Source organism: Alkalibacillus almallahensis (assembly GCF_011761495.1).
In the GTDB taxonomy this organism is placed as follows: Bacteria; Bacillota; Bacilli; order Bacillales; family Alkalibacillaceae; genus Alkalibacillus; species Alkalibacillus almallahensis.
This window is the reverse complement of record NZ_JAASRU010000008.1, coordinates 25,207-47,453: the sequence shown is the minus strand read 5'-3', so window position 1 is coordinate 47,453 and position 22,247 is coordinate 25,207. Positions and strand designations below refer to the sequence as shown.

Sequence of the window (22,247 nt, the reverse complement as noted above, 5' to 3'; positions counted from 1 at the left end):
GAAATTATATGTCTAGAAGACCAACACAAGCTGATCTAGTCAAACAACTATCTGATAAGGAATTGTTGTGGAACGTTTATTTATCACAAGGTTTATTCCTTGTCATTGCTTATATTGTCGGCCTTTTTCTATTTAATCAATGGGGCGATTTTTGGACGTTATTTCATTTTAATGCTCATGAAATTTTTTGGTTTGGTCTGGTACCAGGAGTCATAATCGTCCTTGTTGACATTATCATGATTCAATTTTTACCGGGTCGATTATATGATGATGGCGGGATCAATCGTCGCTTATTCACATCGATTTCGCTTCCACATACTGCTTTACTGACACTAGTAGTAGCTCTATCTGAAGAGGTGTTATTTCGTGGCGTGATCCAAACACACTTTGGTTTTTGGGTTGCAAGTCTATTATTTGCGTTAGTTCATGTTCGATATTTGCGTAAATGGGTATTGTTATTGTCTGTTATGTTATTATCATTTGGAATTGGGTATATGTATCATATAACTAACAACTTAATGGTTACCATTACTGCGCATTACACGATTGATTTATTGTTAGGTGTTTATTATTGGAAAAAAATGAGGTGATTTTAGTGTCAGCGTCAAATCAACAAGAATTGCAATCGTCAGACTCTGCTGATGTCATGTCATTGCCACCACGCCGCGAAGTACATCGAACAAAGCGAAAAAAGTTTAAACATACCCATAACTCAGACTCAGAAGATGATCAACATGAAGAAACAAATGAAAAAGAAGAAATCGAACAGGAACCGTCACTCTTTTATCATCGATTAACTCTTCATATCGTTCTAATCTTATTTCTTTTATTAAGTATGACTATTCCAATTTATTATTATTTTATGTTAGCTAATAATTAAGTTTTTCGATGATTTCACGATAAACCGTTTTTAAATATGCATTTATCCTTTAGAATATTAGTATGTATTAAATTATACATACTTAAACAGGCAATTTTCGCTGTATCCATCACATATAATAGCAGTAATAATCTTGGAGGTGGTGACATGAGATTAGAACGTATTAGCATAAATCAGTTTAAAATCTTTTTAACATACGATGATCTTTATGATCGAGGCTATTCGAAAGACGACTTATGGAATAATCTTCCTCAAGCAAACCGTCTTTTTCAAGATATGTTGCATGAAGCGTCAGAGGAATTACAAATGGAATTGGATGGACGATTAATCGTTCGTGTTCATATGTTGCAAGCTCAAGGTATGATCATTGTTGTGACACAAAATGAAAGTGAAATCGAAGATGGAGACGACTATATTGAGTTAAAAGTAACAATGGATGAAAGTCAAGAACTCATCTTTTCCTTCGATACATTCGAATCTGTTATTCAAGTTGCCAAAACTCTAAAGTCAATGAATGAAATGTCTTCATCAATTTACCATTTTGAACAGTTGTATTATATGAAAATCGATGATCACGATCTAGCGAGTAGTCAACGAGAAGATCTAATTTCTATTTTGTCTGAATTTGGTTCGCCTAGTACAATGACATCGCATGTTTTAATCGAATATGGAAACCATGTTGTATTGGAAAATGCAATCAAGACCATTAATCAACATTTTAATTAAATTTGAGGTGAACAAATGAAAGTCGCAGTGTTATACGGTGGAACATCAAAAGAAAGAGAAGTGTCTCTATCAACAGGAAAAGGGATGATTCAAGCATTAGATCAGTTGGATCATGATGTTGTGGCTATTGACTTTGACCCGAATCAAATGGAACAGTTATGGAAACAATTACAGGAAGTAGATCTTGTTTTAATTGGTTTACATGGTAAACAAGGTGAAGACGGGACAGTTCAGGGGATGCTTGAATTGATGGGAGTTCCTTATGTTGGTTCAGGCGTTTTAGCTTCATCACTGGCTATGGATAAATCAAAAGCTAAACAAGTATTTGCTATGCACGACATCCCTGTTGCGAGAAGTCAATCTTTCCATTATAAAGAAGCTAGAGAAAATATGGTTGATACCATAAAAACAACTTTCACAAAACCTTTTGTGATAAAACCTAATCAAGAAGGTTCAACTTTAGGGTTAACCATTGTAGAATCGGATGAACAAATTGCTGACGCTGTTCAAATGGCATTCACACATGATTCGGACATTATTGTAGAAGACTATGTTAGTGGAAGAGAATTAACTGTTTCAGTTTTAGGTAATAAAGGTGATGAACAAGCACTGCCTATAATAGAAATCGTACCTAAAAGTAAATATTATGATTATGAATCCAAATATGCTGAAGGTGGAAGCGAACATATAGTTCCAGCTGAGATCAGTGAAAAGTTAACCGAAACGATTCAAAACTACGCAAACCAAGCGCACCGAGCACTGGGGTGTGAAACTTATTCTCGTGTAGACTTCATTTTAAGTGAGGTGCATGGTCCTGTTATATTAGAAGTGAACACTTTGCCTGGTATGACACCGACGAGTTTATACCCAGATGCTGCTGGGGCAGTAGGGATCAGTTATACGGAAATGGTCCAACTATTTATTGATTTGAGCTTGGAGAAATATAGCTAAATTTCATATAAGATTGGATAATTTGTCCTGTTATGTTGTTGCATATTCTTATTTAAGATGTATACTAAACATTGAAAGCTTTTAACTCAACATTGTTTGCATAAATATAGGAGGTAAACAAATGGTGGCCCAGAACTCAGAAGATTCTAAAAAAGAAAAAGACAATGATATTCTAAAATCGACACAAGAAGTCGTTCAAGACGCATTGGGACGATTAGGTTATCCTGATGAAGCTTATGAATTAATGAAAGAGCCTGTACGTATGATTACGGTGAGAATACCAGTACGTATGGATGATGGAAAAGTTAAAGTTTTTACTGGTTACCGAGCTCAACACAGTGATGCAGTTGGTCCAACAAAAGGTGGGGTCCGCTTTCATCCTAATGTTACAGAAACAGAGGTTAGAGCTTTATCTATATGGATGACGTTGAAATCAGGTATTGTAGATTTACCATATGGTGGTGGTAAAGGTGGCATTATCTGTGATCCTCGTGAGATGTCATTCCGAGAATTAGAAGCCTTAAGTCGTGGTTATGTTCGGGCTTTATCACAAGTTGTTGGCCCAACGAAAGATATTCCAGCGCCAGACGTCTTTACCAATTCACAAATTATGGCATGGATGATGGATGAATATAGTCGTATTGACGAATTTAATAATCCTGGTTTTATTACAGGTAAACCAATTGTTTTAGGTGGTTCGCACGGTCGTGAAACAGCAACAGCTAAAGGGGTTACCATCTGTATTGAAGAAGCTTGTAAAAAACAAGGTATTGAACTTCAAGGAGCACGTGTGATTGTGCAAGGCTTTGGTAATGCCGGAAGTTTCTTAGCTAAATTCATGCATGAAATGGGTGCTAAGGTTATTGCAATCTCAGATGCAGAAGGCGCGCTACATGATCCAGATGGGTTAGATATTGAATACTTATTAGATCGTCGCGATAGTTTTGGTACAGTCACTAACTTATTTGAAGATACCATTACAAATGACGAGATGCTTGAACTAGAAACGGATATTTTAGTTCCTGCAGCGATCCAAAACCAGATTCGTGAAGATAATGCACATAATATTAATGCTAAAATTGTTGTTGAAGCAGCAAATGGGCCAACGACATTAGAAGCAACCCAAATCTTAACAGAGCGTGGAATTTTACTCGTTCCAGATGTGTTAGCTTCTTCTGGTGGTGTGACGGTTTCTTATTTTGAATGGGTCCAGAACAATCAAGGCTATTACTGGAAAGAGGAAGAAGTCCAAGAAAAATTAAGAGAAGTACTCGTTAAAGCATTTAATAACGTTTATACAACGTCTCAAAACCGTAATATTGATATGCGTCTTGCGGCATATATGGTTGGAGTGCGTAAGATGACAGAAGCAGCTCGCTTTAGAGGTTGGATTTAATTAAAAACAGTTGAATCGCGAATTAAAATCTCCTATCATTAATTTGGTAGGAGTTTTTTATTGTCATGAACCAACATGATGAAGCCAATACATAGAGGTGTTTATAAATGATAGAAGAAAAGATCATCATTATAGGTGGTGGCCCGTGTGGTCTTTCAACAGCCATTGAACTTAAACGTCAAGGTTTTGATCCACTTATAATTGAAAAGAAGAATGTGGCTAATTCAATTTATCATTATCCCACTCATCAAACCTTTTTTAGTTCAAGCGAAAAGCTAGAAATCGGACAAATTCCATTTATTTCTGAAAGACAAAAACCAGTGCGTAACGAAGCATTAACTTATTACAGAACGGTGGCGGATCGAACTGAGTTACGAATCAACACTTATGAAAAAGTTTTAAATATGCAATCAAATCCTGACGGTTATCATATAAGCACGGTGGACCAAAATGATGTAACGCATTATTATTTCACAACATACTTAGTAATCGCTACAGGATATTATGACCATCCTAACCGTTTAAGTGTTCCAGGTGAATCATTACCGCATGTTTCCCATTATTTTAAAGAAGCACATCCGTTTTATAACCAGAACGTCGTGGTTATCGGTGGCAAAAACTCAGCGGTTGATGCCACTTTAGAACTGGAAAAGGCAGGAGCTCATGTGACCGTTTTATATCGTGGAGCTGATTATTCTTCAAGTGTCAAACCGTGGATATTGCCAAATTTTGAAGCATTAGTTCGACATAATAAAATTCAAATGGTTTTTAATGCTGAAGTACAGGAAATCACCGAAGAAAAAGTACATTACAAAATAGGTGAAGCTAACTATTCAACTGAGGCAGACTTTGTATTTGCCATGGTCGGTTATCATCCGGATCATGAATTCTTAAAGTCGATTGGAATTAATATTGAATCTGAAACAGGAAGACCTGAATTTAATGATGCAACAATGGAAACGAATATAAGTAATATTTATGTTTCAGGTGTTATTGCGGCAGGTTATAATAATAATGAAATATTTATTGAAAATGGTCGTCATCACGGCGAACAAATCGCACAACATATTGTTGAGAAGGAACAGGTGAGTCGATGAATAAAGTTGTATTAATCACGACAGGCGGAACCATTGCGAGTAAACCTAAGCAACCGAGTGGTAAGCTGTCGTCGGGGGAAATGACTGGTGAAGAATTAGCATCATTATGTGAATTACCAAAAGAAATTGAACTTGTTATTGATTCAGCCTTTCAAAAACCTAGTATACATCTTGATTCAAACGATTGGCTTTTATTAAAACAAACAATTGATCGTTATTTTGAAGATCCTGATGTATCAGGCGTCGTAGTGACTCATGGCACTGATACGATAGAAGAAACGGCTTATTTTCTTGATTTAACAATTAACGACGAGCGCCCTGTAGTTGTAACAGGATCTCAACGTTCAATTTCTGATTTAGGCAGCGATGTTTATATTAATTTGCGACATGCAATTTATGCAGCTTGTAGTCCTGATCTACACCATGCAGGAACTGTTGTTGTGTTCAATGAACGAATTTTTGCTGCCAAGCATGTTAAAAAGGAACACGCTAGTAATATACAAGGATTCAATTCATTTGGATTTGGTTATTTAGGCATTATTGATAATGATCTAGTTAAGGTATTCCAACGTCCAATCCAACGTGATATTCATCAAGTATCTCACCCTTTACCACGTGTGGATATTGTAAAATGTTATACCGATTCAGATGGTGTTATGATCGATGCATTGGTTGCAGCAGGTACTCAAGGTATCATACTAGAAGGTGTAGGCCGTGGGCAGGTCCCCCCTAAAATGATGCCTGCGATTAAGCGTAGTTTAGATAAGAGAATCAAAGTTGTCATTACCACAGCCTCAGAAGAAGGAGCTGTTTATCCAACTTACGATTATGAAGGCAGTGCTTATGATTTATTTAATTATGGGGTCATTCTAGGAAGTGACTATGATAGTAAAAAAGCTCGTGTAAGGTTAGCTGTACAATTAGCAGATGACAATGCCTCACTAACATTCTCATAACGATTATTAGACCCTCGACACTAGTTGTCGGGGGTTTTCTTTTGACCAGAGTTCCTTTGTATAATCTGTTACAAAAAGTAGAAACTAAGCCTTAACGTGAGCTAAGGAACAGGAGGATCATGAGATGATGAAACAATTATTAGGGATCATCATTATTTGTTTAGTAATACTAGGAACAAACATGACGGTTAGTGGCTTTTCCGACCAAGTGATTCAAAAAGGTGCTACAGGTGATGACGTCATTGAATTGCAGGCGCGTCTACAATATAACGGTTACTATGAAGGACAAATTGATGGCGTATTTGGTTGGGGAACTTATTGGTCTGTGCGTAATTTTCAAGAAGCTTTTGGTTTAGAGAGTGTAGATGGCTTAGTAGGCGATAAAACTAAACAAAAGCTAGTGAATGCGACAGAATATGATGAGCGTTATATTAAACAACAAATCAATAATAATCGTGATGTTAACTATGAAGGTGGTAAACAACCTGATCAACAAACCAATGAACCAACACAAGAATCACAAGAATCGCAAAACAATCAAGACGCAGCTACCAATGAACCACAAGCAGTTAATGTACCTAGTGGTTTCTCTCAGAATGATATTAATTTAATGGCTAGAGCTGTCTATGCAGAAGGACGAGGAGAACCATATAATGGTCAAGTTGCGATTGCGGCTGTCATAATTAATCGACTAGATCACCCCGATTTTCCAGATTCAATTTCAGGAATCATTTATGAACCTCTTGCGTTTGAAGCAGTTGCAGATGGTCAGATTAATATGCAGCCGAATGCAGAAGCGCGTGAAGCAGTAATGGATGCTACAAACGGCTGGGATCCTTCAGGTGGTGCTATCTATTATTTCAACCCTGAAACGGCAACATCAGATTGGATTTGGTCAAGACCTCAAATCAAACGAATTGGTAAGCATATCTTTATGAAGTAGGAAGGTGAATTTAATGCCAGGATGGATACGTTGGATTATATATATTGTACTGCTTATAGGATTAGTTGGAGCAATTATTTGGGGTTACCAAGAACAACAGGAGAAAAATGCGATATTAATTAAAGCGGAGAATAATTATCAACGAGCATTTCATGATTTAACATACCGTATGGATGAATTAGATGAGAAAATCTCAACTGTACTAGCAATGAATGCTCCAAGTAATATTTCGCCTCAGATGGCTAATATTTGGAAGATCACTTCTGAAGCGAAAGCAGATGTTTCACAGCTTCCGTTGTCATTATTACCCTTTAATCAAACAAAACAACTGTTAAATCAAATTGGTGATTTCGCTTACGATGTATCGATTAGAGATTTAAATGATCAGCCATTAAATGATCAAGAATTACAAGCGTTGAGAGAGCTTAAAGATCAATCAAACCAAATGAAAAGTGACTTAAGACAGGTGCAAAATCAAGTTTTAACAGATGGTGTTAGGTGGATGGATATTGAAGTCAGTGTTGCAACAAATGATCAACGTGACGATGAAGTATTAAAAGGTCTACAGGTAGTAGAAGAAGATGCTGGTCAGTTTGATGGATTAAGTCAGTTGAATGATAGTGAAAATGATAAAAAACAAGTTGAACTTGATGGTGAAACCTATAATCAAGATGATATTGAACAAGTTGTTACGGATTATTTTGAACTAAATGAACAAACAGAATTAACAGTTACAGAAACTGGTAAAGGTTCTGAAGTACCTATTTATAATGTTTCATTTGATACTGATTCGTTTCATGGCTACGCGGAAGTTACGGAGCAAGGTGGAAATGTCTTATCATACTTGTTAAATCGAGATATTGGTGAATCAACAAAAAGCTTACATGATGGACGTTTAGTTGCTGAAACATTATTAAAAGACCTAGATTATGAACAAGTTGAAATGGTTGAAAGTAAGCAATATGAAAAAGTAGGCGTTTATAAGTTTGTTCATGTTCATGATGACATTTATTATTATCCTGATGAAATTCAAGTAAAAGTCGCTTTAGATGATGGTCAAGTAACAGGAGTGACAGCAAGGGATTTTATATTAAATGAAAATAAACGAGAAAAACGTGAATTTGAACCAACTCTGACTGAGGAAGAGGCAATCGATTATATACATGATCAAATAGATGTACAAACAACTCGGTTAGCAGTGATCGAAACGGAAGAGAGCGGAGAAGTCTTAGCATATGAAGTGTTAGGGACAATTGATGGTACAACTTATCGTGTTTATATTAATGCTAATGACGGGTTTGAAGAACGGGTTGAGCGTTTAACCCAAAGTGAAGAAGTTTATTAATAAAATTTTGTTAAAGTCCGTTGTTGATATTGTGATCCGCTTTCGGTGGACGCTTTCCGCGGGCACGGCTCGAGCCTCCTCGGCCAAAAAACGCGGCCTGCGGGGTCTCGAGACACGTACTATTCCCGTGACGACCCGGACGGTCTAATGTCGACGTTGGTCACAGGACGTGACCGCTTTTAGTCGACCAGGAGTCGCCACCTTCGCTTCTCTCAATTCAACAACTCCGTGCTACATCATTTGAAAATAAACATTAAAGTTTAACAGAGCAATTAATAAATAATTAGAGGAAAAGGTAACTTTACCTTTTCCTTTTTAGTTTTTTTTGTCATAATTATAATAGCTGGGGAAAAAGGAGATACGTTCTATGCTGTCAGTAGGTAAAAAACTTTCCATTGAGACAGTCAAAGGGGAACAAATAGAAGAAAAATTACACTCTAAAGTATTTGACCTGACGAATGATCACGTTTTTATTGATTATCCTGTGAATCAACAAACAGGTAGAACTCATTATTTTATTGAGAATACAAAAGTTAGGGTATCATTCGTATCCGATCATGAAGTCGTTTTTCAATTTTATTCGGAAGTCAAGCGTCGTAAATGGCAAGGAATGGCTGTACTCGAATTAGATTATCCTCAAAAAGATGAATTAATGAAGATACAGCGTCGTGAATATGTCCGTGTCAACACGAATTTAGATATTGCTTTATATCCATTAGATGAAGAACGTGAGCCTTTAATATCTTACACACTAGATATAAGTGGTGGGGGCATCGCTGTTAAAGCTCATGAAATCAAGTTTAATGAAGGTGAAGAACTTGACTTGATGATCGTGTTACCGCTTGAAGCTAATCAATATATTTATTTAAATGCTATAGGTGAAGTCATTCGCTATAGTCAGATGGATGGTTCTAGTTGGAAATTATCGATCAAATTTAATTCCATTGATGATGAGAAACGGGAAGCCATTATTAAGTTTTGTTTTGATCAACAATTACAACGCCGTCGAAAACTAAAATCATAATATGTGACAACTTAAAAATACTAGGAGGAACAATCATGAAAGTAGCAATTGACGGACCAGCGGCAGCGGGTAAAAGTACTGTTGCCAAAAAGGTAGCAAATCAACTTAGTTACGTATACATTGATACTGGTGCAATGTACCGAGCCTTAACATTACAAGCTCTTAGAGAAGGGATTGACCCTAATGATGAACAAGAGTTATCACATTTAGCTAATCGTGTAACCATTTCATTCAAGTATCAAGAACATGGTCAAGACGTATATTTAAATAGTGAAAATGTCTCGCAGGAGGTTAGACAAACAGATGTGACAAATCATGTTTCAGATGTGGCTAAACATAAATCCGTTCGTGATCATATGGTGGCCATGCAACGTGAATTAGCAGAAGTTGCTAATGTTGTCATGGACGGACGTGATATCGGAACATATGTCTTACCTCAAGCAGATGTAAAAGTATTCTTAATTGCTTCTGTGGAAGAGCGGGCTGAAAGACGACACACAGAAAACTTACAAAAAGGAATTGAGTCGGATTTAGAAGAATTAAAGCGTGATATTGAACGTCGTGACCAAATTGATTCAGAGCGTGAAATGGCACCGCTTGTTCAGGCTGAAGACGCAATCGAGATTGACACCACGTCATTATCAATTGATGATGTAACTAATCAAATTCTTTCATTGATTGAACAAGCTCAGTAAGAAATAAAGGGGTTTATGAGATGATTTATAAGTTCGCTAAATTTGTGGTTTGGGTAATATTTAAATTTTTATATCGAATCAAGATTCATGGCCAGGAAAATATACCTGATCAAGGTCCTGTTATTATCTGTTCAAATCATATCTCTAATTTTGACCCTCCAGTAGTCGGTATTACATCACCGAGGGACATACACTTCATGGCAAAAGAAGAGTTGTTTGAGAAGAAAGGGTTAGGCTCTCTATTACCTCACTTAAATGCTTTCCCAGTTAAACGGGGAATGCGTGATCGTAATGCTCTTCGTAAAGGGTTAGAATTATTAGAACAAGGTGGAATATTAGGATTGTTTCCTGAGGGAACTCGCAGTAAGGATGGACAATTACAAAAAGGACTTGCAGGTGCAGGTTTTTTTGCGATGCGTTCTAACGCGACGGTGATACCATGCGCTATTATCGGAAGTTATGACCGATCTGAACCGTTACACGTCGTATATGGCCAAGCGATTGAATTTGAAACATTAAAAGATGAAAACCCTAGAGCTCAAGATGTGACAGATGAAATTATGGCGAATATCCAATCATTATTAGAAGAAAATACAAAATAATGTTATAATAAAGGTGTTATTATTACATAATGTATTTTGTTTTGTTTGAGGAAGAAGGAGGAATCATAATGACTGAAAATCAAGAAAATGTATCAGAACAAACGCTCCAAGTTGGAGATGAAGTGAAAGCGACAGTTGTTAAACTAGAAGAAAAACAAGTGGTTGTTAATATAGGTGCAAAATTTGATGGTGTTGTACCAATTTCAGAACTGTCACATTTACATGTTGATCATACAAATGAAGTGTTATCAGAAGGCGATACCTTTGAAGGTGTTGTTACAAAAGTAGAAGATGAAGTCATCGTTGTTTCAAAGAAGGAGAAAGATCAACAAATGGCTTGGGATCAACTAATGCAACAGCATGAACAAGATGTTGTTATTCAAGCAGTTGTTTCAGATGTTGTCGATGCTGGTCTAATAGTTGACGTTGGCGTACGTGGCTTTATACCTGCTTCACATGTTGAAACTTTTTATGTTGATGATTTATCTGTTTATCAAGGTAAGACACTAGAAGTTAAAATTATAGAAGTAAATGAAGAACGAAATCGCATTATACTATCTCATAAAGCTGTTGAAGAATCAGAAAAACAGTTAAAGAAAAAACAACTATTACAAAGTATCGAAGTAGGAGACGTTCTTGAAGGTGTCGTTCAACGTGTAGCATCGTTTGGCGCATTTGTTGATCTAGGTGGAATAGATGGTCTTATTCATATTTCACAATTATCACATGATCACGTTAACCAAGTTGAAGATGCTGTAGAAGTTGGTCAAAAAGTGACAGTTAAAGTTCTAACAGTTGATCGTGATACTGAGAGAATTGGTTTATCTATAAAAGAGTTACAACCAGGTCCTTGGGAAGGTATTGAACTGAAGTTAAAACCTGGACAAATTGTTGAAGGAACAGTTAAACGACTAGTTAATTTTGGCGCGTTTATCGAAGTACTTCCACAAGTAGAGGGTCTTGTTCATATTTCGGAAATTTCTAAAGAGCATATTGGTTCACCTCAAGAAGCACTTGAAATTGATCAGAAGGTCAACGTTAAAGTTCTTGATGTTAACGAAACCAATCAACGTGTTTCGCTAAGCATTAAAGAAGCTCAAGAAATTGAAGAAAATGCTGATGTCGCGAAATACCAAAAAGAAGAAGATGAAGGTTTCCAATTAGGCGATCTTATTGGTGATAAACTAAAAGACTTTAATAAGGAATAAGAAGGGGTGGCTTATTGCCACTCTTTTTCTTCTAGGCTCTTAATAGTTTAGTGTTGATATTCAAAAATGGTGTAGCACTTAGTTGTTGAATTGTGAGTAGCGAAGGTGGCGACTCCTGCGGGAATAGCACGAGTCTCGAGACCCCGCAGGCCATGCCTTTGGGCCGAGGAGACTCGAGCCGTGCCCGCGGAAAGCGTCCACCGAAAGCGGAACACAATATCAACAACGGACTTTATCAGAGCTTTCTTCTAAAATAAAATGTTGAACAAGTGTTAGTTATGCGAAAAGGATGAGTTATCATGAGAAAATCGGTTGTGGCAATCGTAGGAAGACCCAACGTAGGAAAATCAACAATTTTTAATCGTCTTGTAGGCGAGAGAATATCCATAGTAGAAGATGTGCCTGGCGTAACAAGAGATCGTATCTATGCTGAATCTGAATGGCTAAACCATCAATTTAATGTTATTGATACTGGCGGAATTGATTTAAGTAATGAACCGTTAATTGTTCAGATTAGAGAGCAAGCACAAGTAGCCATTGATGAGGCAGATGTGATCATCTTTTTAGTAAATGGCCGAGACGGGATCACTGCAGCTGATGAGGAAGTGGCCCAAATCCTGTATAAATCAAATAAACCAATTGTTCTCGCAGTGAATAAAATTGATAATTATGAGATGCAAGACCTTTTATATGAATACTATGCGTTAGGCTTAGGACAACCATTTCCGATTTCAGGTACTCACGGACGTGGAATAGGTGATGTATTAGATGAAACGGTGAAACATTTTCCGACTGATTTAGGTTCAGAGGAAGATGATGACCGTATTCATTTTTCGCTTATTGGTCGACCGAATGTAGGTAAATCTTCACTCGTTAATGCCATGCTGGGAGAAGAACGCGTTATCGTCAGTGACACAGCAGGCACAACTAAGGATGCGATCGACACAGAATTTAAACGTGATAACCGAGAATTTAAAATTATTGATACAGCTGGTATGCGAAAGCGTGGTAAAGTATACGAAAACACGGAAAAGTATAGTGTTTTACGGGCATTAAAAGCCATTGAACGATCGGATGTTGTCTTAGTTGTATTAGATGCAGAAACCGGTATAATTGAACAAGATAAAAAAATTGCTGGTTACGCTCATGAAGCAGGTAAAGCGATTGTTATTGTCGTCAATAAATGGGACACAGTCGATTCGGACCAAGATCGTATGAAGAAATTTGAAGATGATATCAGACAACAATTTCAATTTCTTTCTTATGCACCCGTTGTGTTCTTATCAGCATCAACGAAGAAGCGTATTCATACCTTAATGCCTAAAGTCATCGAAGCTAGTGAAAACCATGCTAAACGCGTGAAAACGAACTTGCTTAATGAAGTGGTGGAAGATGCATTAGCCATAAATCCTACTCCATCGATTAAGGGTCAAAAAATGAAAATTTTATACACAACACAAGTAGCGACTAAACCACCTACTTTTGTTGTTTTCGTGAATGATCCAAGTTTAATGCATTTTACTTATGAACGGTTCTTAGAAAATAGAATTCGTGAAGCTTTCGGTTTTGAGGGATCGCCAATTAAAATCTACGCAAGAAAAAGATCATAAGAATGAGGTGTCAATATGAGTAAGAAAGTGACAGTATTAGGTTCTGGAAGCTGGGGAACTGCTTTATCCTTAGTACTAGCAGATAATGGACACCACGTGTCTTTATGGTCACACCGTGAAGCCTTATCTGAACAAATTAACAACAATCGTGAGAATACGCAGTATTTACCAGATGTTAAATTACCTGACAATATAGCTCCCACATCAGATTTAGCTAAGGCAGTTAATCAAACGGAAATGATATTATTTGTTGTGCCAACGAAAGCAATCCGTGATGTATGTCAACAAGTTAAACCTTATATCCATGAAGATCAATTAATCATCCACGCTTCGAAAGGAATCGAACCAGGCTCTAATAAACGAATTTCTGAAATGATGAGTGAAGAATTAGGTGACTCTATAGGTCAAAATATTGCCGTTTTATCAGGCCCAAGTCACGCTGAAGAGGTAGGGAAACGTTTACCTACGACTGTGACGGTATCTTCTTTAAATCAAACTCAATCTGTTACGGCTCAAGATTTATTCATGAATGATCGATTCCGTGTTTATACGAATGAAGACTTGGTTGGAGTTGAAATTGGTGGAGCGTTAAAAAATATTATTGCATTAGGTGCTGGTATTTCTGATGGATTAGGCTATGGTGATAATGCAAAAGCAGCATTGATCACTAGAGGTCTAGCTGAAATGGCAAGACTTGGTAAACGATTGAATGCAAATCCACTTACATTTGCTGGTTTAACTGGCGTAGGTGATTTGATTGTGACATGTACAAGTCAACACAGTCGTAATTACCGTGCTGGTAACATGTTAGGTCAAGGTTATGTGCTTGATGATGTATTAGAGCAGATGGGAATGGTTGTCGAAGGTGTTCGCACAACCGAAGCGGTATATCAAATGGCCAAAAACTATCAAGTTGATATGCCAATCACATCTGGATTATACGACTTAATCGTTAACGAAAAACCACCTAAAGATGTTGTCGATGAATTAATGAACCGTGGAAAAACCGATGAATTAGAACATTTAACTTAGGCATTTGATTGAACACCTTCTTTAGTCATGCATATATTATGATGAACGGTACTAAAGGAGGTTAATAATGAATCGTGAATTCCAGCAGTCGATATTTGATCATTTAAAAGAATCAGCCAATATTTCTTCTGATGATATTATGCAAGTTGCACAATCTGTTCAAAATGCTGATTTTTCAGATGAGCGCACCGTACGACAACTTGTGCGTCATTTGGCAAGAATGGCTCGTAAACCATTAAGTCAAGAACGTGAAGACAAAATTGTAAAGACCATCGTTCATCAAAACGGATCGCTTGATGCATCAACATTACAACAAATTTTCAAAAAATAGTTGAATATTAGGCAATCAAACGTTGAAACACTATGATAAAATTCATATTATGAAATGTATTCGATTAAGTGAGCTACGTTTGAGGAGTTAGTCATAAAAAGAGGTGTCTGCCCCAACACCTCTTTTAACTGTGTTTGGACAAGTTGTTGGAGTTTACATCGCGAAGGGAGATGCACTATGTCAGAACCATTGTTAAGGATGTACATATCTTTCTTAGGTATGATTTTATTATTTGTTGCTACTGGCTTAATTTTATTAGCTCGTCATAAATTAAAAGGCGTTATAAGTGGTGTTGTTGCCGTTATAGCTTATCTTTGTATGGTAGTGGGCGGTTTTATTATCTTCTATATTGTTTTTAGTGGGCCAACACCAGAATAAAAGGAGCGCTTGAAAGATGTTACGTAAACTATTAGTTATAATAATCGGTTTATCCATGCTATCAGCTTGTTTATATCCAAATGAGCAGCGTTCGGAAAACCAAATATCTAATGAACAGCAATTGTCACGTGTTCAACAAGCCGTTGATCAATTTCGTGAGCAAGAAAATGGAATATTACCAATAGAAACACGTGATCAGAACACACCATTATTTATAAAATATCCAGTGAATTTCACACCATTAATTGACCAAAATTACTTAGGTGAAATTCCTGCTAATTCATTTGAAGAAGGTGGCTATTACTCATATGTTATTCTGGATCCAGAAGACACAGCAGAGGTCAAAGTGTCTGATGTACGAGTTACGCAATCACTTCGTTCAGTGAATTACGATATTAACTTATATCAAAATGAAAATGGGCATCCTCCTTATGGAGAGTCAATTGGAGATGGTGTCTTTACCATTAATGAAGAGCATATAGATCTTCAAGATAGTTTAAGTGTATCAAGTCCTTATTCAAGTCAATCCCTTGATATCATTATGACATCTCAGGCAGAAGCTGCGATCGATTATCGGCCAGATGTTTATCGTCTATTAGAAGAAGAGGGGATTGAAACTTATGAAGGCGATTTACGCTATTTGTTATTAGACCATTATCCTATTGTGCCTGCGTATTCTCCTGAAATGTATCTTGAAGATGGAGAAATTATTTTAGAAAGTCCAGATAATCAAAATACAAATAACCAGGCTAATAATTAAGATTCTATTCATCGTGATAGAATCTTTTTTTATTTTTTATCATAATTCTGTCCCACCCCGACATAATCTAGTAGTGGCTTATAAAATATTGGTCGATCAATTGATGAAGTCGGAGGGATCAAAATGGATAATTTCAACGTGTTACATGACATATCAAAACGGACAAACGGTGACATCTATTTGGGAGTGGTAGGGGCTGTAAGGACAGGTAAGTCAACTTTTATCAAACATTTTATGGATTCGATTGTCTTACCTAATATTAACGATGAACAAGATCGTGCAAGAGCACAAGACGAATTGCCCCAAAGTGCTGCAGGACGAACAATCATGACAACTGAACCTAAGTTCATACCCAATAATGCAGTCTCCATTAAAGTAGATGAAGGCTTAGAGGCAAATGTAAGGTTAGTTGATTGTGTTGGTTACACAATACCAAGTGCTCAAGGGTTTGAGGATGAAAATGGACCAAGAATGATTCAAACGCCATGGTATGAAGAAGCAATACCATTCCATGATGCTGCTGAAATAGGGACAAGAAAAGTCATACAGGATCATTCGACCATCGGCGTTGTTGTGACAACAGACGGTTCATTCAGTGACATTCCTCGAGAAGATTATCGTGAAGCAGAGCAGCAAGTTGTTCAAGAATTACGAGAAGTAGGCAAACCATTTATTATGATATTAAATTCAAATCAACCTCATGCTTATGAAACAAGCCTACTAAGAGAATCGTTGGCAGACGAATATGACATCCCAGTGTTGCCAGTATCTGTGGAAGAATTAAGTGAAGATGACGTTCAAAATATCATGCGTGAAGCTCTATATGAATTCCCAGTACTAGAGGTAAATGTTAATTTACCGAGTTGGGTGATGTCATTAAAACAAGATCACTGGTTGCGTGCTGAATTCCAAGAGGCTATTCAAGGTACTGTCCAAAATATTAAGCGTGTGCGCGATGTTGACCGCGTAGTAGATGACTTTCATTCCTATGAATTTATTGCAGATGCTAAAATGGGCGGTATTGAAATGGGAGAAGGTATTGCTGAAATCGATTTGTTTGCTTCAGATGAATTGTATGATCAAGTTTTAAATGAAATTGTTGGAGTAGAAATACGTGGTAAGGATCATTTACTAGAACTACTCCAAGATTATTCAGAAGCAAAACGCGAATATGATCAAGTTTCAGAAGCTTTAAATATGGTCAAACAAACGGGGTATGGCATTGCTAACCCGACATTAGAAGATATGCGTTTGGAAGAACCGGAGATTATTAAACAAGGTTCACGTTTTGGTGTTCGTCTTAAAGCAGTAGCTCCATCCATTCATATGGTGAAGGTAGATGTAGAATCAGAGTTCGCACCTATTATTGGTACTGAGAAGCAAAGTGAAGAATTAGTGCGCTATCTGATGCAAGATTTTGAAGAAGATCCGTTATCAATTTGGAAATCCGATATTTTCGGAAGATCACTTAGCTCAATTGTAAGAGAAGGCATTCATGCCAAATTAACACTGATGCCAGAAAATGCGAGATATAAACTTAAGGATACGTTAGAACGTATTATTAACGAAGGCAACGGTGGACTGATTGCAATCATCTTATAAAGCATAGTTTAAAAGCCGTGACTGAAGGCAAACAGTCACGGCTTTTTTTGTGCTTGAAGAGCGATATAAATACAAAAATAACAGAAGATTTTTGTAATAATAACCTCATTTTGTAGGCTGAATTACCCAAAAACACGACAAAATCCCTGATTTGATGCAAATTCGTGTTGAAAGAGCTTACAGCATGTGATAATATGCAGTTACATCAGTTAGAAAAATATGCTACATACAGTCATATCAGTGGTTGTGAAATATTTAAGTGTATATTTCGTCTAACTTTGGATACAATCGTAATAATTCGATTCGGATTAATTGAGATTGTATAAGTAGCAATATGACAAAATTAAGTACCATTTTGAAATCATGTTTAACTTGTATTTGATTTTGAAATGAAATACAAGTTAAGGTTATAAGTCAAAACACTTCTGAGAGGAGGTGAGACGGATGAACAAAACAGACTTAGTAAATGCAGTTGCTGATCAAGCTGATCTTTCAAAGAAAGATGCATCAAAAGCTGTAGACTCAGTATTTGAAGCTATTACTGCTTCTCTTAAAAAATCTGAAAAAGTACAATTAATTGGGTTTGGTAACTTTGAAGTACGTGAGCGTTCTGCACGTAAAGGACGTAATCCACAAACTGGAAAAGAAATCGATATTCCAGCAAGCAAAGTGCCAGCATTCAAACCTGGTAAAGCCCTTAAGGATGCTGTTAAATAATAGTGTACATAGGGCGAAAGAGGGGTGTTTTTTCACCTCTCTTTTTTTCTTGTTGGTGAACTTTTATTAAATTCAAAGCCAATGATGATGGTCGTGTGTTTAAAGATAGCGAAAACATGCGATAAATGCTAAAATAAACGTGATCATATTTTTGAAAAGTAACTATTTGATTTGATACGGGTGATAAATTATGACTGATTATAACAATCAAGCTTTGATATCTTTTCAACACTCATTTTTGGAGAGGTATAAGCATGATTACATTGAATCAACCATGTATGATTCATTTTTTGCAACACCGTTATTACTATTTCTTTATGATGTAACGACTCGCCGTCATAATGTCTTGGCTGATGCTCTAGTAAACATGCAATTATCGCTAAATATTCATGATCAACTAGATCATCATTTTGATGAGGATATTGAAGTAGAACAATTAAAATCGAATCAACTACATGTTTTGATGGGCGATTATCATAGTGCCTTTTTTTATAAATTACTCTCCACCCATCATGAAACAAATATGTTACATTTTTTCTTACCCTACATAAAAGAGATTAATGAGTATAAGATTGAATTACTTCATCACAACCATTCAATAGAACAACGCTTAAATAAGGTGAGTAATGTTTATTCTTGCTTGTTACATGGTGTTATACAATATTTTCACTTAGAAAATGAGTATAGCAATATATTTATAGAACAATTTGTTTTACAACATGCTGAGGCATTACCGCTATATTGGATGAAATCATCATCCGAAGATATGAGAAATGCTATTCAGAGTCGTTTGAATGCTATTGACAGCGAGAACAATACTTATATATAGGAGTCTACATAATGGATCCAAAATCAAAATCTGAAAAAGTACATCATGTTTTTGAATCAATTTCAACCAAATACGATAAAATGAATGCCATTATATCTTTCAAACGTCATAAAGCATGGCGTAAGAATGTCATGAAACTAATGAATGTCCAGCAAGGGGCTGATTGTTTGGATGTTTGTTGTGGCACAGGAGATTGGACATTAGCTTTAAGCGAGGCTGTTGGAACAAATGGATCTGTCATCGGGCTTGATTTTAGTCAGAATATGTTAGCTGTAGGTGAATCAAAGAGAGAAGAACAAGAGGTACAAAATGTTACGTTTGTTCATGGAAATGCGATGGAATTACCATACGATGACCACCAATTTGATTATGTCACGATTGGCTTTGGGTTGCGCAACGTTCCAGATTATATGCAAGTTCTTAAAGAAATGCACCGTGTTGTTAAACCTGGAGGACAAGTCGTATGTTTAGAAACTTCACAACCTACATTGCCTGTATTTAAACAAATATATTTTGTCTATTTTAAACATATCATGCCACTACTTGGTAAAATGTTTGCCAAGAGTTACGATGAATATGCTTGGTTAAATGAATCAACACAACATTTTCCTGGAAAAAAAGAGCTGAAAAACATGTTCTTAGAAGCCGGATTTTCAAATGTGAAAGTAAAAAGTTACGCCTTAGGTGTTGCGGCTATGCACTTGGGACGTAAGTAAAGATATAAAAAGGTGAATTGAGATGAAATTGGCAACGGCAATTAATTATATGAATGATGATATTACTGAAATAGAAAACAGAATGAAACAAATCACGGGTGAAGAGCATTCTCTAATTTCGACTGCTTCTAGTCATTTGCTTCAAGCTGGTGGCAAACGAATTAGACCTATTTTCGTTTTATTATCTTCACAGTTCGGTGAGGCGGATCATGATCAAGTAAGAAATGTCTCGGTTGCCTTAGAACTGATTCATATGGCTTCTTTAGTCCATGATGATGTTATTGATGTTGCAAGCACAAGGCGCGGGCATGAAACCATTAATGCTAAATGGGACAATTTAACCGCAATGTACACAGGTGATTTCTTATTTGCACGAACCCTCGAATTAGTTCGAGGGAGAAATGAAATAGCAATCCATCAAGTACTAGCTGATACGATTTATCAAGTTTGTGTTGGCGAAATTGAACAGATTCGTGACAAATATACATATGACCAAAGTCTATTTAATTATTTTCGTAGAATTAAACGTAAAACCGCTTTGTTGATCGCAACAAGTACTAAATTAGGAGCAATCGCAGCCAATTGTAGTGAAGAGACAATCGAACGATTAACGCTTTACGGCTATTATATAGGCATGTCATATCAAATTATTGATGATATTCTTGATTTTACATCCACTGAAAAAGAATTAGGCAAACCAGTTGGAAGTGATTTGTTATCAGGTAATCTGACATTGCCTACTATTTTGGCTTGTCAAAATGAAGTTATCGCTGAGCAAGTCCAACAATTCTTTAAACACCCGAATACTCCAGAATATGCAGAACAAGCTATTGAAGCTATCAAGAAATCGGATGCGATCGAAGACGCTTTCCAATATAGTCAAGCTTATTTGCGTAAAGCATTACATCAATTAGACGCTTTACCGGATATAAAGGCAAAAAGAACCTTACAAAAAGTTGCAGGTTATTTAGGCAAACGTAAATTTTGAATTGTAATTTGTCATAAATTTTGTTAAACTTTTTAACGGTTTGAATGATAATTTGACGAAGAGGTGACGTAACATGGAACAAACTTTTATTATGGTTAAACCAGACGGCGTACAACGCAATTTAGTTGGAGAGATTGTGTCTCGTTTTGAGAACAAAGGTTATAAATTAGTTTCAGCTAAATTAATGCAAGTACCTACAGAGCTAGCTGAGGAGCATTATGGTGAGCATAAAGACAAGCCATTCTTTGGTGAGCTTGTTAACTTCATTACATCTGGCCCTGTATTTGCGATGGTTTGGGAAGGCGAGAATGTGATCGCTACAGCACGTAAAATGATGGGTGCGACTAATCCTGCAGAATCTGACATTGGAACAATCCGTGGTGATTACGGAGTTACAGTAGGTAAAAACGTGATTCATGGTTCTGACTCTCCAGAATCTGCTGAACGTGAAATTGGCCTATTCTTCCCTGAAGGCGGCCTAATTAACTACACTAAAGACATGGACCAGTGGGTTTACTAATTGTAGTGTTGAATGAACCTTGTGCACATTAGCACAAGGTTTTTTAGTTTGATAAATTATTTACTACGTCATGCTTTTCAACGATTTAAACAATAGCATTTCGATCGTCACCTATTATATAATAGGGTTTAATGAGACATAATTGAGGAGAGAGAAACGTGCGCGACGATTACATAGACTTTATAGAACGAATTAAAAAACGGACAGGTATTGACTTGTCTTTGTACAAAGAAAAACAAATGAAAAGACGTCTCACAACATTACGAGATAAACGCGGTTTCAAAACTTTCGTTGAATATTTTGAGGCGATGATGAGAGACGAGCAATTATATTATGAATTTCTTGATCGAATGACCATAAACGTTTCTGAATTTTATCGAAACTTTAATCGTTGGGAAACATTAAGAACTCAAATCTTACCTTCTATTAAAGAAGGTAAAGACAAATTAAAAGTTTGGAGTGCAGCTTGTTCTACAGGCGAAGAACCTTATACGATCGCAATGATTTTAAGTGACTACTTCCCGCTTAAAGACATAACCGTGCATGCTACAGATATTGATGATCAAGCATTAAATCGTGCTCAGGAAGCCGTTTATCCAGAACGATCACTTAAAGAAGTGCCCAAAGATAAAAAAGATAAATTCTTCACTAAAAGAGGAGATCACTATGTATTATCAGATGATGTGAAAAGATGTGTTAAATTCAGTAAACATAATCTTTTAGCTGATCAGTATAAATCGACTTACGATTTGATTGTATGTCGAAATGTCCTTATTTATTTTACTGAAGAAGCTAAGCGCCAAGTCTATCAATTATTCTCTCAATCTCTTGTTCCTGGTGGTGTATTATTTGTGGGTAGTACGGAACAAATATTTGATCCCCAACAATTCAATTTAAGTGTTGCTCGAACATTCTTTTACGAAAAACAAGCATAAAGAGGT

Annotated in this window: 25 protein-coding genes; all 25 read left to right on the top strand. The window is 36.5% G+C overall.

Annotated features, from left to right (window positions below):
• The first annotated feature begins 8 nt into the window (after positions 1 to 8).
• The 25 genes from FHR85_RS08380 (at position 9) to FHR85_RS08260 (ending at position 22,241) form a co-directional block, all read left to right on the top strand.
• Positions 9 to 590, top strand: a complete 582-nt coding sequence (locus FHR85_RS08380) for a CPBP family intramembrane glutamic endopeptidase (protein WP_167262432.1) — start codon at positions 9 to 11, stop codon at positions 588 to 590.
• Between the two features lie 5 nt (positions 591 to 595).
• Entirely contained in the window at positions 596 to 880 is a 285-nt protein-coding gene (locus tag FHR85_RS08375) for a hypothetical protein (protein ID WP_167262431.1), read from the top strand.
• Between the two features lie 147 nt (positions 881 to 1,027).
• Complete coding sequence (locus FHR85_RS08370; RefSeq protein WP_167262430.1) at positions 1,028 to 1,606, top strand: genetic competence negative regulator; 579 nt, start codon at positions 1,028 to 1,030, stop codon at positions 1,604 to 1,606.
• A gap of 15 nt (positions 1,607 to 1,621) precedes the next feature.
• Positions 1,622 to 2,557 carry a D-alanine--D-alanine ligase family protein gene (locus FHR85_RS08365; protein WP_167262429.1) on the top strand — a complete coding sequence of 312 codons (936 nt, stop codon included), beginning with the start codon at positions 1,622 to 1,624 and terminating at the stop codon, positions 2,555 to 2,557.
• Between the two features lie 121 nt (positions 2,558 to 2,678).
• Complete coding sequence (locus FHR85_RS08360) at positions 2,679 to 3,953, top strand: Glu/Leu/Phe/Val family dehydrogenase (RefSeq protein WP_167262428.1); 1,275 nt, start codon at positions 2,679 to 2,681, stop codon at positions 3,951 to 3,953.
• Between the two features lie 107 nt (positions 3,954 to 4,060).
• Positions 4,061 to 5,050 (top strand): YpdA family putative bacillithiol disulfide reductase, encoded by a 990-nt coding sequence (locus FHR85_RS08355; protein WP_167262427.1) that lies wholly within the window; start codon positions 4,061 to 4,063, stop codon positions 5,048 to 5,050.
• Positions 5,047 to 6,006, top strand: a complete 960-nt coding sequence (locus FHR85_RS08350; protein ID WP_167262426.1) for an asparaginase — start codon at positions 5,047 to 5,049, stop codon at positions 6,004 to 6,006. Before FHR85_RS08355 ends, FHR85_RS08350 begins: the two co-directional genes overlap by 4 nt.
• 124 nt (positions 6,007 to 6,130) lie before the next feature.
• The gene (gene sleB / locus FHR85_RS08345; protein WP_424923982.1) at positions 6,131 to 6,949 is read left to right on the top strand and encodes a spore cortex-lytic enzyme; all 819 of its coding nucleotides are present in this window, start codon (positions 6,131 to 6,133) and stop codon (positions 6,947 to 6,949) included.
• A gap of 13 nt (positions 6,950 to 6,962) precedes the next feature.
• Positions 6,963 to 8,294 carry a germination protein YpeB gene (ypeB, locus tag FHR85_RS08340; protein ID WP_167262425.1) on the top strand — a complete coding sequence of 444 codons (1,332 nt, stop codon included), beginning with the start codon at positions 6,963 to 6,965 and terminating at the stop codon, positions 8,292 to 8,294.
• A gap of 367 nt (positions 8,295 to 8,661) precedes the next feature.
• Positions 8,662 to 9,318, top strand: coding sequence for a flagellar brake protein (locus tag FHR85_RS08335; RefSeq protein WP_167262424.1), 657 nt, complete (start codon positions 8,662 to 8,664; stop codon positions 9,316 to 9,318).
• 35 nt (positions 9,319 to 9,353) lie between these two features.
• Positions 9,354 to 10,013: a (d)CMP kinase gene (gene cmk / locus FHR85_RS08330; RefSeq protein ID WP_167262423.1), complete on the top strand. Its 660-nt coding sequence runs from the start codon at positions 9,354 to 9,356 to the stop codon at positions 10,011 to 10,013.
• A gap of 20 nt (positions 10,014 to 10,033) precedes the next feature.
• The gene (locus FHR85_RS08325) at positions 10,034 to 10,615 is read left to right on the top strand and encodes a lysophospholipid acyltransferase family protein (RefSeq protein ID WP_167262422.1); all 582 of its coding nucleotides are present in this window, start codon (positions 10,034 to 10,036) and stop codon (positions 10,613 to 10,615) included.
• Positions 10,616 to 10,683: 68 nt separating this feature from the next.
• Entirely contained in the window at positions 10,684 to 11,823 is a 1,140-nt protein-coding gene (rpsA, locus tag FHR85_RS08320) for a 30S ribosomal protein S1 (protein ID WP_167262421.1), read from the top strand.
• A gap of 299 nt (positions 11,824 to 12,122) precedes the next feature.
• Positions 12,123 to 13,433 (top strand): ribosome biogenesis GTPase Der, encoded by a 1,311-nt coding sequence (gene der / locus FHR85_RS08315; protein ID WP_167262420.1) that lies wholly within the window; start codon positions 12,123 to 12,125, stop codon positions 13,431 to 13,433.
• Positions 13,434 to 13,448: 15 nt separating this feature from the next.
• Positions 13,449 to 14,465 (top strand): NAD(P)H-dependent glycerol-3-phosphate dehydrogenase, encoded by a 1,017-nt coding sequence (locus FHR85_RS08310; RefSeq protein WP_167262419.1) that lies wholly within the window; start codon positions 13,449 to 13,451, stop codon positions 14,463 to 14,465.
• Between the two features lie 67 nt (positions 14,466 to 14,532).
• Entirely contained in the window at positions 14,533 to 14,796 is a 264-nt protein-coding gene (locus FHR85_RS08305; protein WP_167262418.1) for a stage VI sporulation protein F, read from the top strand.
• 177 nt (positions 14,797 to 14,973) lie between these two features.
• A complete protein-coding gene (locus FHR85_RS08300; RefSeq protein ID WP_167262417.1) occupies positions 14,974 to 15,174 on the top strand; it encodes a DUF2768 domain-containing protein in 201 nt (66 codons plus the stop codon).
• A gap of 16 nt (positions 15,175 to 15,190) precedes the next feature.
• A complete protein-coding gene (locus FHR85_RS08295; protein ID WP_167262416.1) occupies positions 15,191 to 15,934 on the top strand; it encodes a hypothetical protein in 744 nt (247 codons plus the stop codon).
• A 123-nt stretch (positions 15,935 to 16,057) separates the two neighbouring features.
• Complete coding sequence (gene spoIVA / locus FHR85_RS08290) at positions 16,058 to 17,536, top strand: stage IV sporulation protein A (protein WP_167262415.1); 1,479 nt, start codon at positions 16,058 to 16,060, stop codon at positions 17,534 to 17,536.
• A 444-nt stretch (positions 17,537 to 17,980) separates the two neighbouring features.
• A complete protein-coding gene (locus FHR85_RS08285; RefSeq protein ID WP_167262414.1) occupies positions 17,981 to 18,253 on the top strand; it encodes an HU family DNA-binding protein in 273 nt (90 codons plus the stop codon).
• A gap of 190 nt (positions 18,254 to 18,443) precedes the next feature.
• Positions 18,444 to 19,082 (top strand): heptaprenyl diphosphate synthase component 1, encoded by a 639-nt coding sequence (locus FHR85_RS08280; protein WP_167262413.1) that lies wholly within the window; start codon positions 18,444 to 18,446, stop codon positions 19,080 to 19,082.
• A gap of 11 nt (positions 19,083 to 19,093) precedes the next feature.
• Positions 19,094 to 19,798, top strand: a complete 705-nt coding sequence (locus FHR85_RS08275; RefSeq protein WP_167262412.1) for a demethylmenaquinone methyltransferase — start codon at positions 19,094 to 19,096, stop codon at positions 19,796 to 19,798.
• A 22-nt stretch (positions 19,799 to 19,820) separates the two neighbouring features.
• Entirely contained in the window at positions 19,821 to 20,786 is a 966-nt protein-coding gene (locus tag FHR85_RS08270; protein ID WP_167262411.1) for a polyprenyl synthetase family protein, read from the top strand.
• Between the two features lie 73 nt (positions 20,787 to 20,859).
• Complete coding sequence (ndk, locus tag FHR85_RS08265) at positions 20,860 to 21,306, top strand: nucleoside-diphosphate kinase (RefSeq protein ID WP_167262410.1); 447 nt, start codon at positions 20,860 to 20,862, stop codon at positions 21,304 to 21,306.
• Positions 21,307 to 21,464: 158 nt separating this feature from the next.
• A complete protein-coding gene (locus FHR85_RS08260) occupies positions 21,465 to 22,241 on the top strand; it encodes a CheR family methyltransferase (RefSeq protein ID WP_167262409.1) in 777 nt (258 codons plus the stop codon).
• Positions 22,242 to 22,247 lie beyond the last annotated feature (6 nt).

Coding starts and splice junctions, on each gene's coding strand:
- FHR85_RS08380 (WP_167262432.1), top strand. CDS start 9: ATGTCTAGAAGACCAACACAAGCTGATCTAGTCAAACAACTATCTGAT.
- FHR85_RS08370 (WP_167262430.1), top strand. CDS start 1,028: ATGAGATTAGAACGTATTAGCATAAATCAGTTTAAAATCTTTTTAACA.
- FHR85_RS08365 (WP_167262429.1), top strand. CDS start 1,622: ATGAAAGTCGCAGTGTTATACGGTGGAACATCAAAAGAAAGAGAAGTG.
- FHR85_RS08360 (WP_167262428.1), top strand. CDS start 2,679: ATGGTGGCCCAGAACTCAGAAGATTCTAAAAAAGAAAAAGACAATGAT.
- FHR85_RS08355 (WP_167262427.1), top strand. CDS start 4,061: ATGATAGAAGAAAAGATCATCATTATAGGTGGTGGCCCGTGTGGTCTT.
- FHR85_RS08350 (WP_167262426.1), top strand. CDS start 5,047: ATGAATAAAGTTGTATTAATCACGACAGGCGGAACCATTGCGAGTAAA.
- sleB (WP_424923982.1), top strand. CDS start 6,131: ATGATGAAACAATTATTAGGGATCATCATTATTTGTTTAGTAATACTA.
- ypeB (WP_167262425.1), top strand. CDS start 6,963: ATGCCAGGATGGATACGTTGGATTATATATATTGTACTGCTTATAGGA.
- FHR85_RS08335 (WP_167262424.1), top strand. CDS start 8,662: ATGCTGTCAGTAGGTAAAAAACTTTCCATTGAGACAGTCAAAGGGGAA.
- cmk (WP_167262423.1), top strand. CDS start 9,354: ATGAAAGTAGCAATTGACGGACCAGCGGCAGCGGGTAAAAGTACTGTT.
- FHR85_RS08325 (WP_167262422.1), top strand. CDS start 10,034: ATGATTTATAAGTTCGCTAAATTTGTGGTTTGGGTAATATTTAAATTT.
- rpsA (WP_167262421.1), top strand. CDS start 10,684: ATGACTGAAAATCAAGAAAATGTATCAGAACAAACGCTCCAAGTTGGA.
- der (WP_167262420.1), top strand. CDS start 12,123: ATGAGAAAATCGGTTGTGGCAATCGTAGGAAGACCCAACGTAGGAAAA.
- FHR85_RS08310 (WP_167262419.1), top strand. CDS start 13,449: ATGAGTAAGAAAGTGACAGTATTAGGTTCTGGAAGCTGGGGAACTGCT.
- FHR85_RS08305 (WP_167262418.1), top strand. CDS start 14,533: ATGAATCGTGAATTCCAGCAGTCGATATTTGATCATTTAAAAGAATCA.
- FHR85_RS08300 (WP_167262417.1), top strand. CDS start 14,974: ATGTCAGAACCATTGTTAAGGATGTACATATCTTTCTTAGGTATGATT.
- FHR85_RS08295 (WP_167262416.1), top strand. CDS start 15,191: ATGTTACGTAAACTATTAGTTATAATAATCGGTTTATCCATGCTATCA.
- spoIVA (WP_167262415.1), top strand. CDS start 16,058: ATGGATAATTTCAACGTGTTACATGACATATCAAAACGGACAAACGGT.
- FHR85_RS08285 (WP_167262414.1), top strand. CDS start 17,981: ATGAACAAAACAGACTTAGTAAATGCAGTTGCTGATCAAGCTGATCTT.
- FHR85_RS08280 (WP_167262413.1), top strand. CDS start 18,444: ATGACTGATTATAACAATCAAGCTTTGATATCTTTTCAACACTCATTT.
- FHR85_RS08275 (WP_167262412.1), top strand. CDS start 19,094: ATGGATCCAAAATCAAAATCTGAAAAAGTACATCATGTTTTTGAATCA.
- FHR85_RS08270 (WP_167262411.1), top strand. CDS start 19,821: ATGAAATTGGCAACGGCAATTAATTATATGAATGATGATATTACTGAA.
- ndk (WP_167262410.1), top strand. CDS start 20,860: ATGGAACAAACTTTTATTATGGTTAAACCAGACGGCGTACAACGCAAT.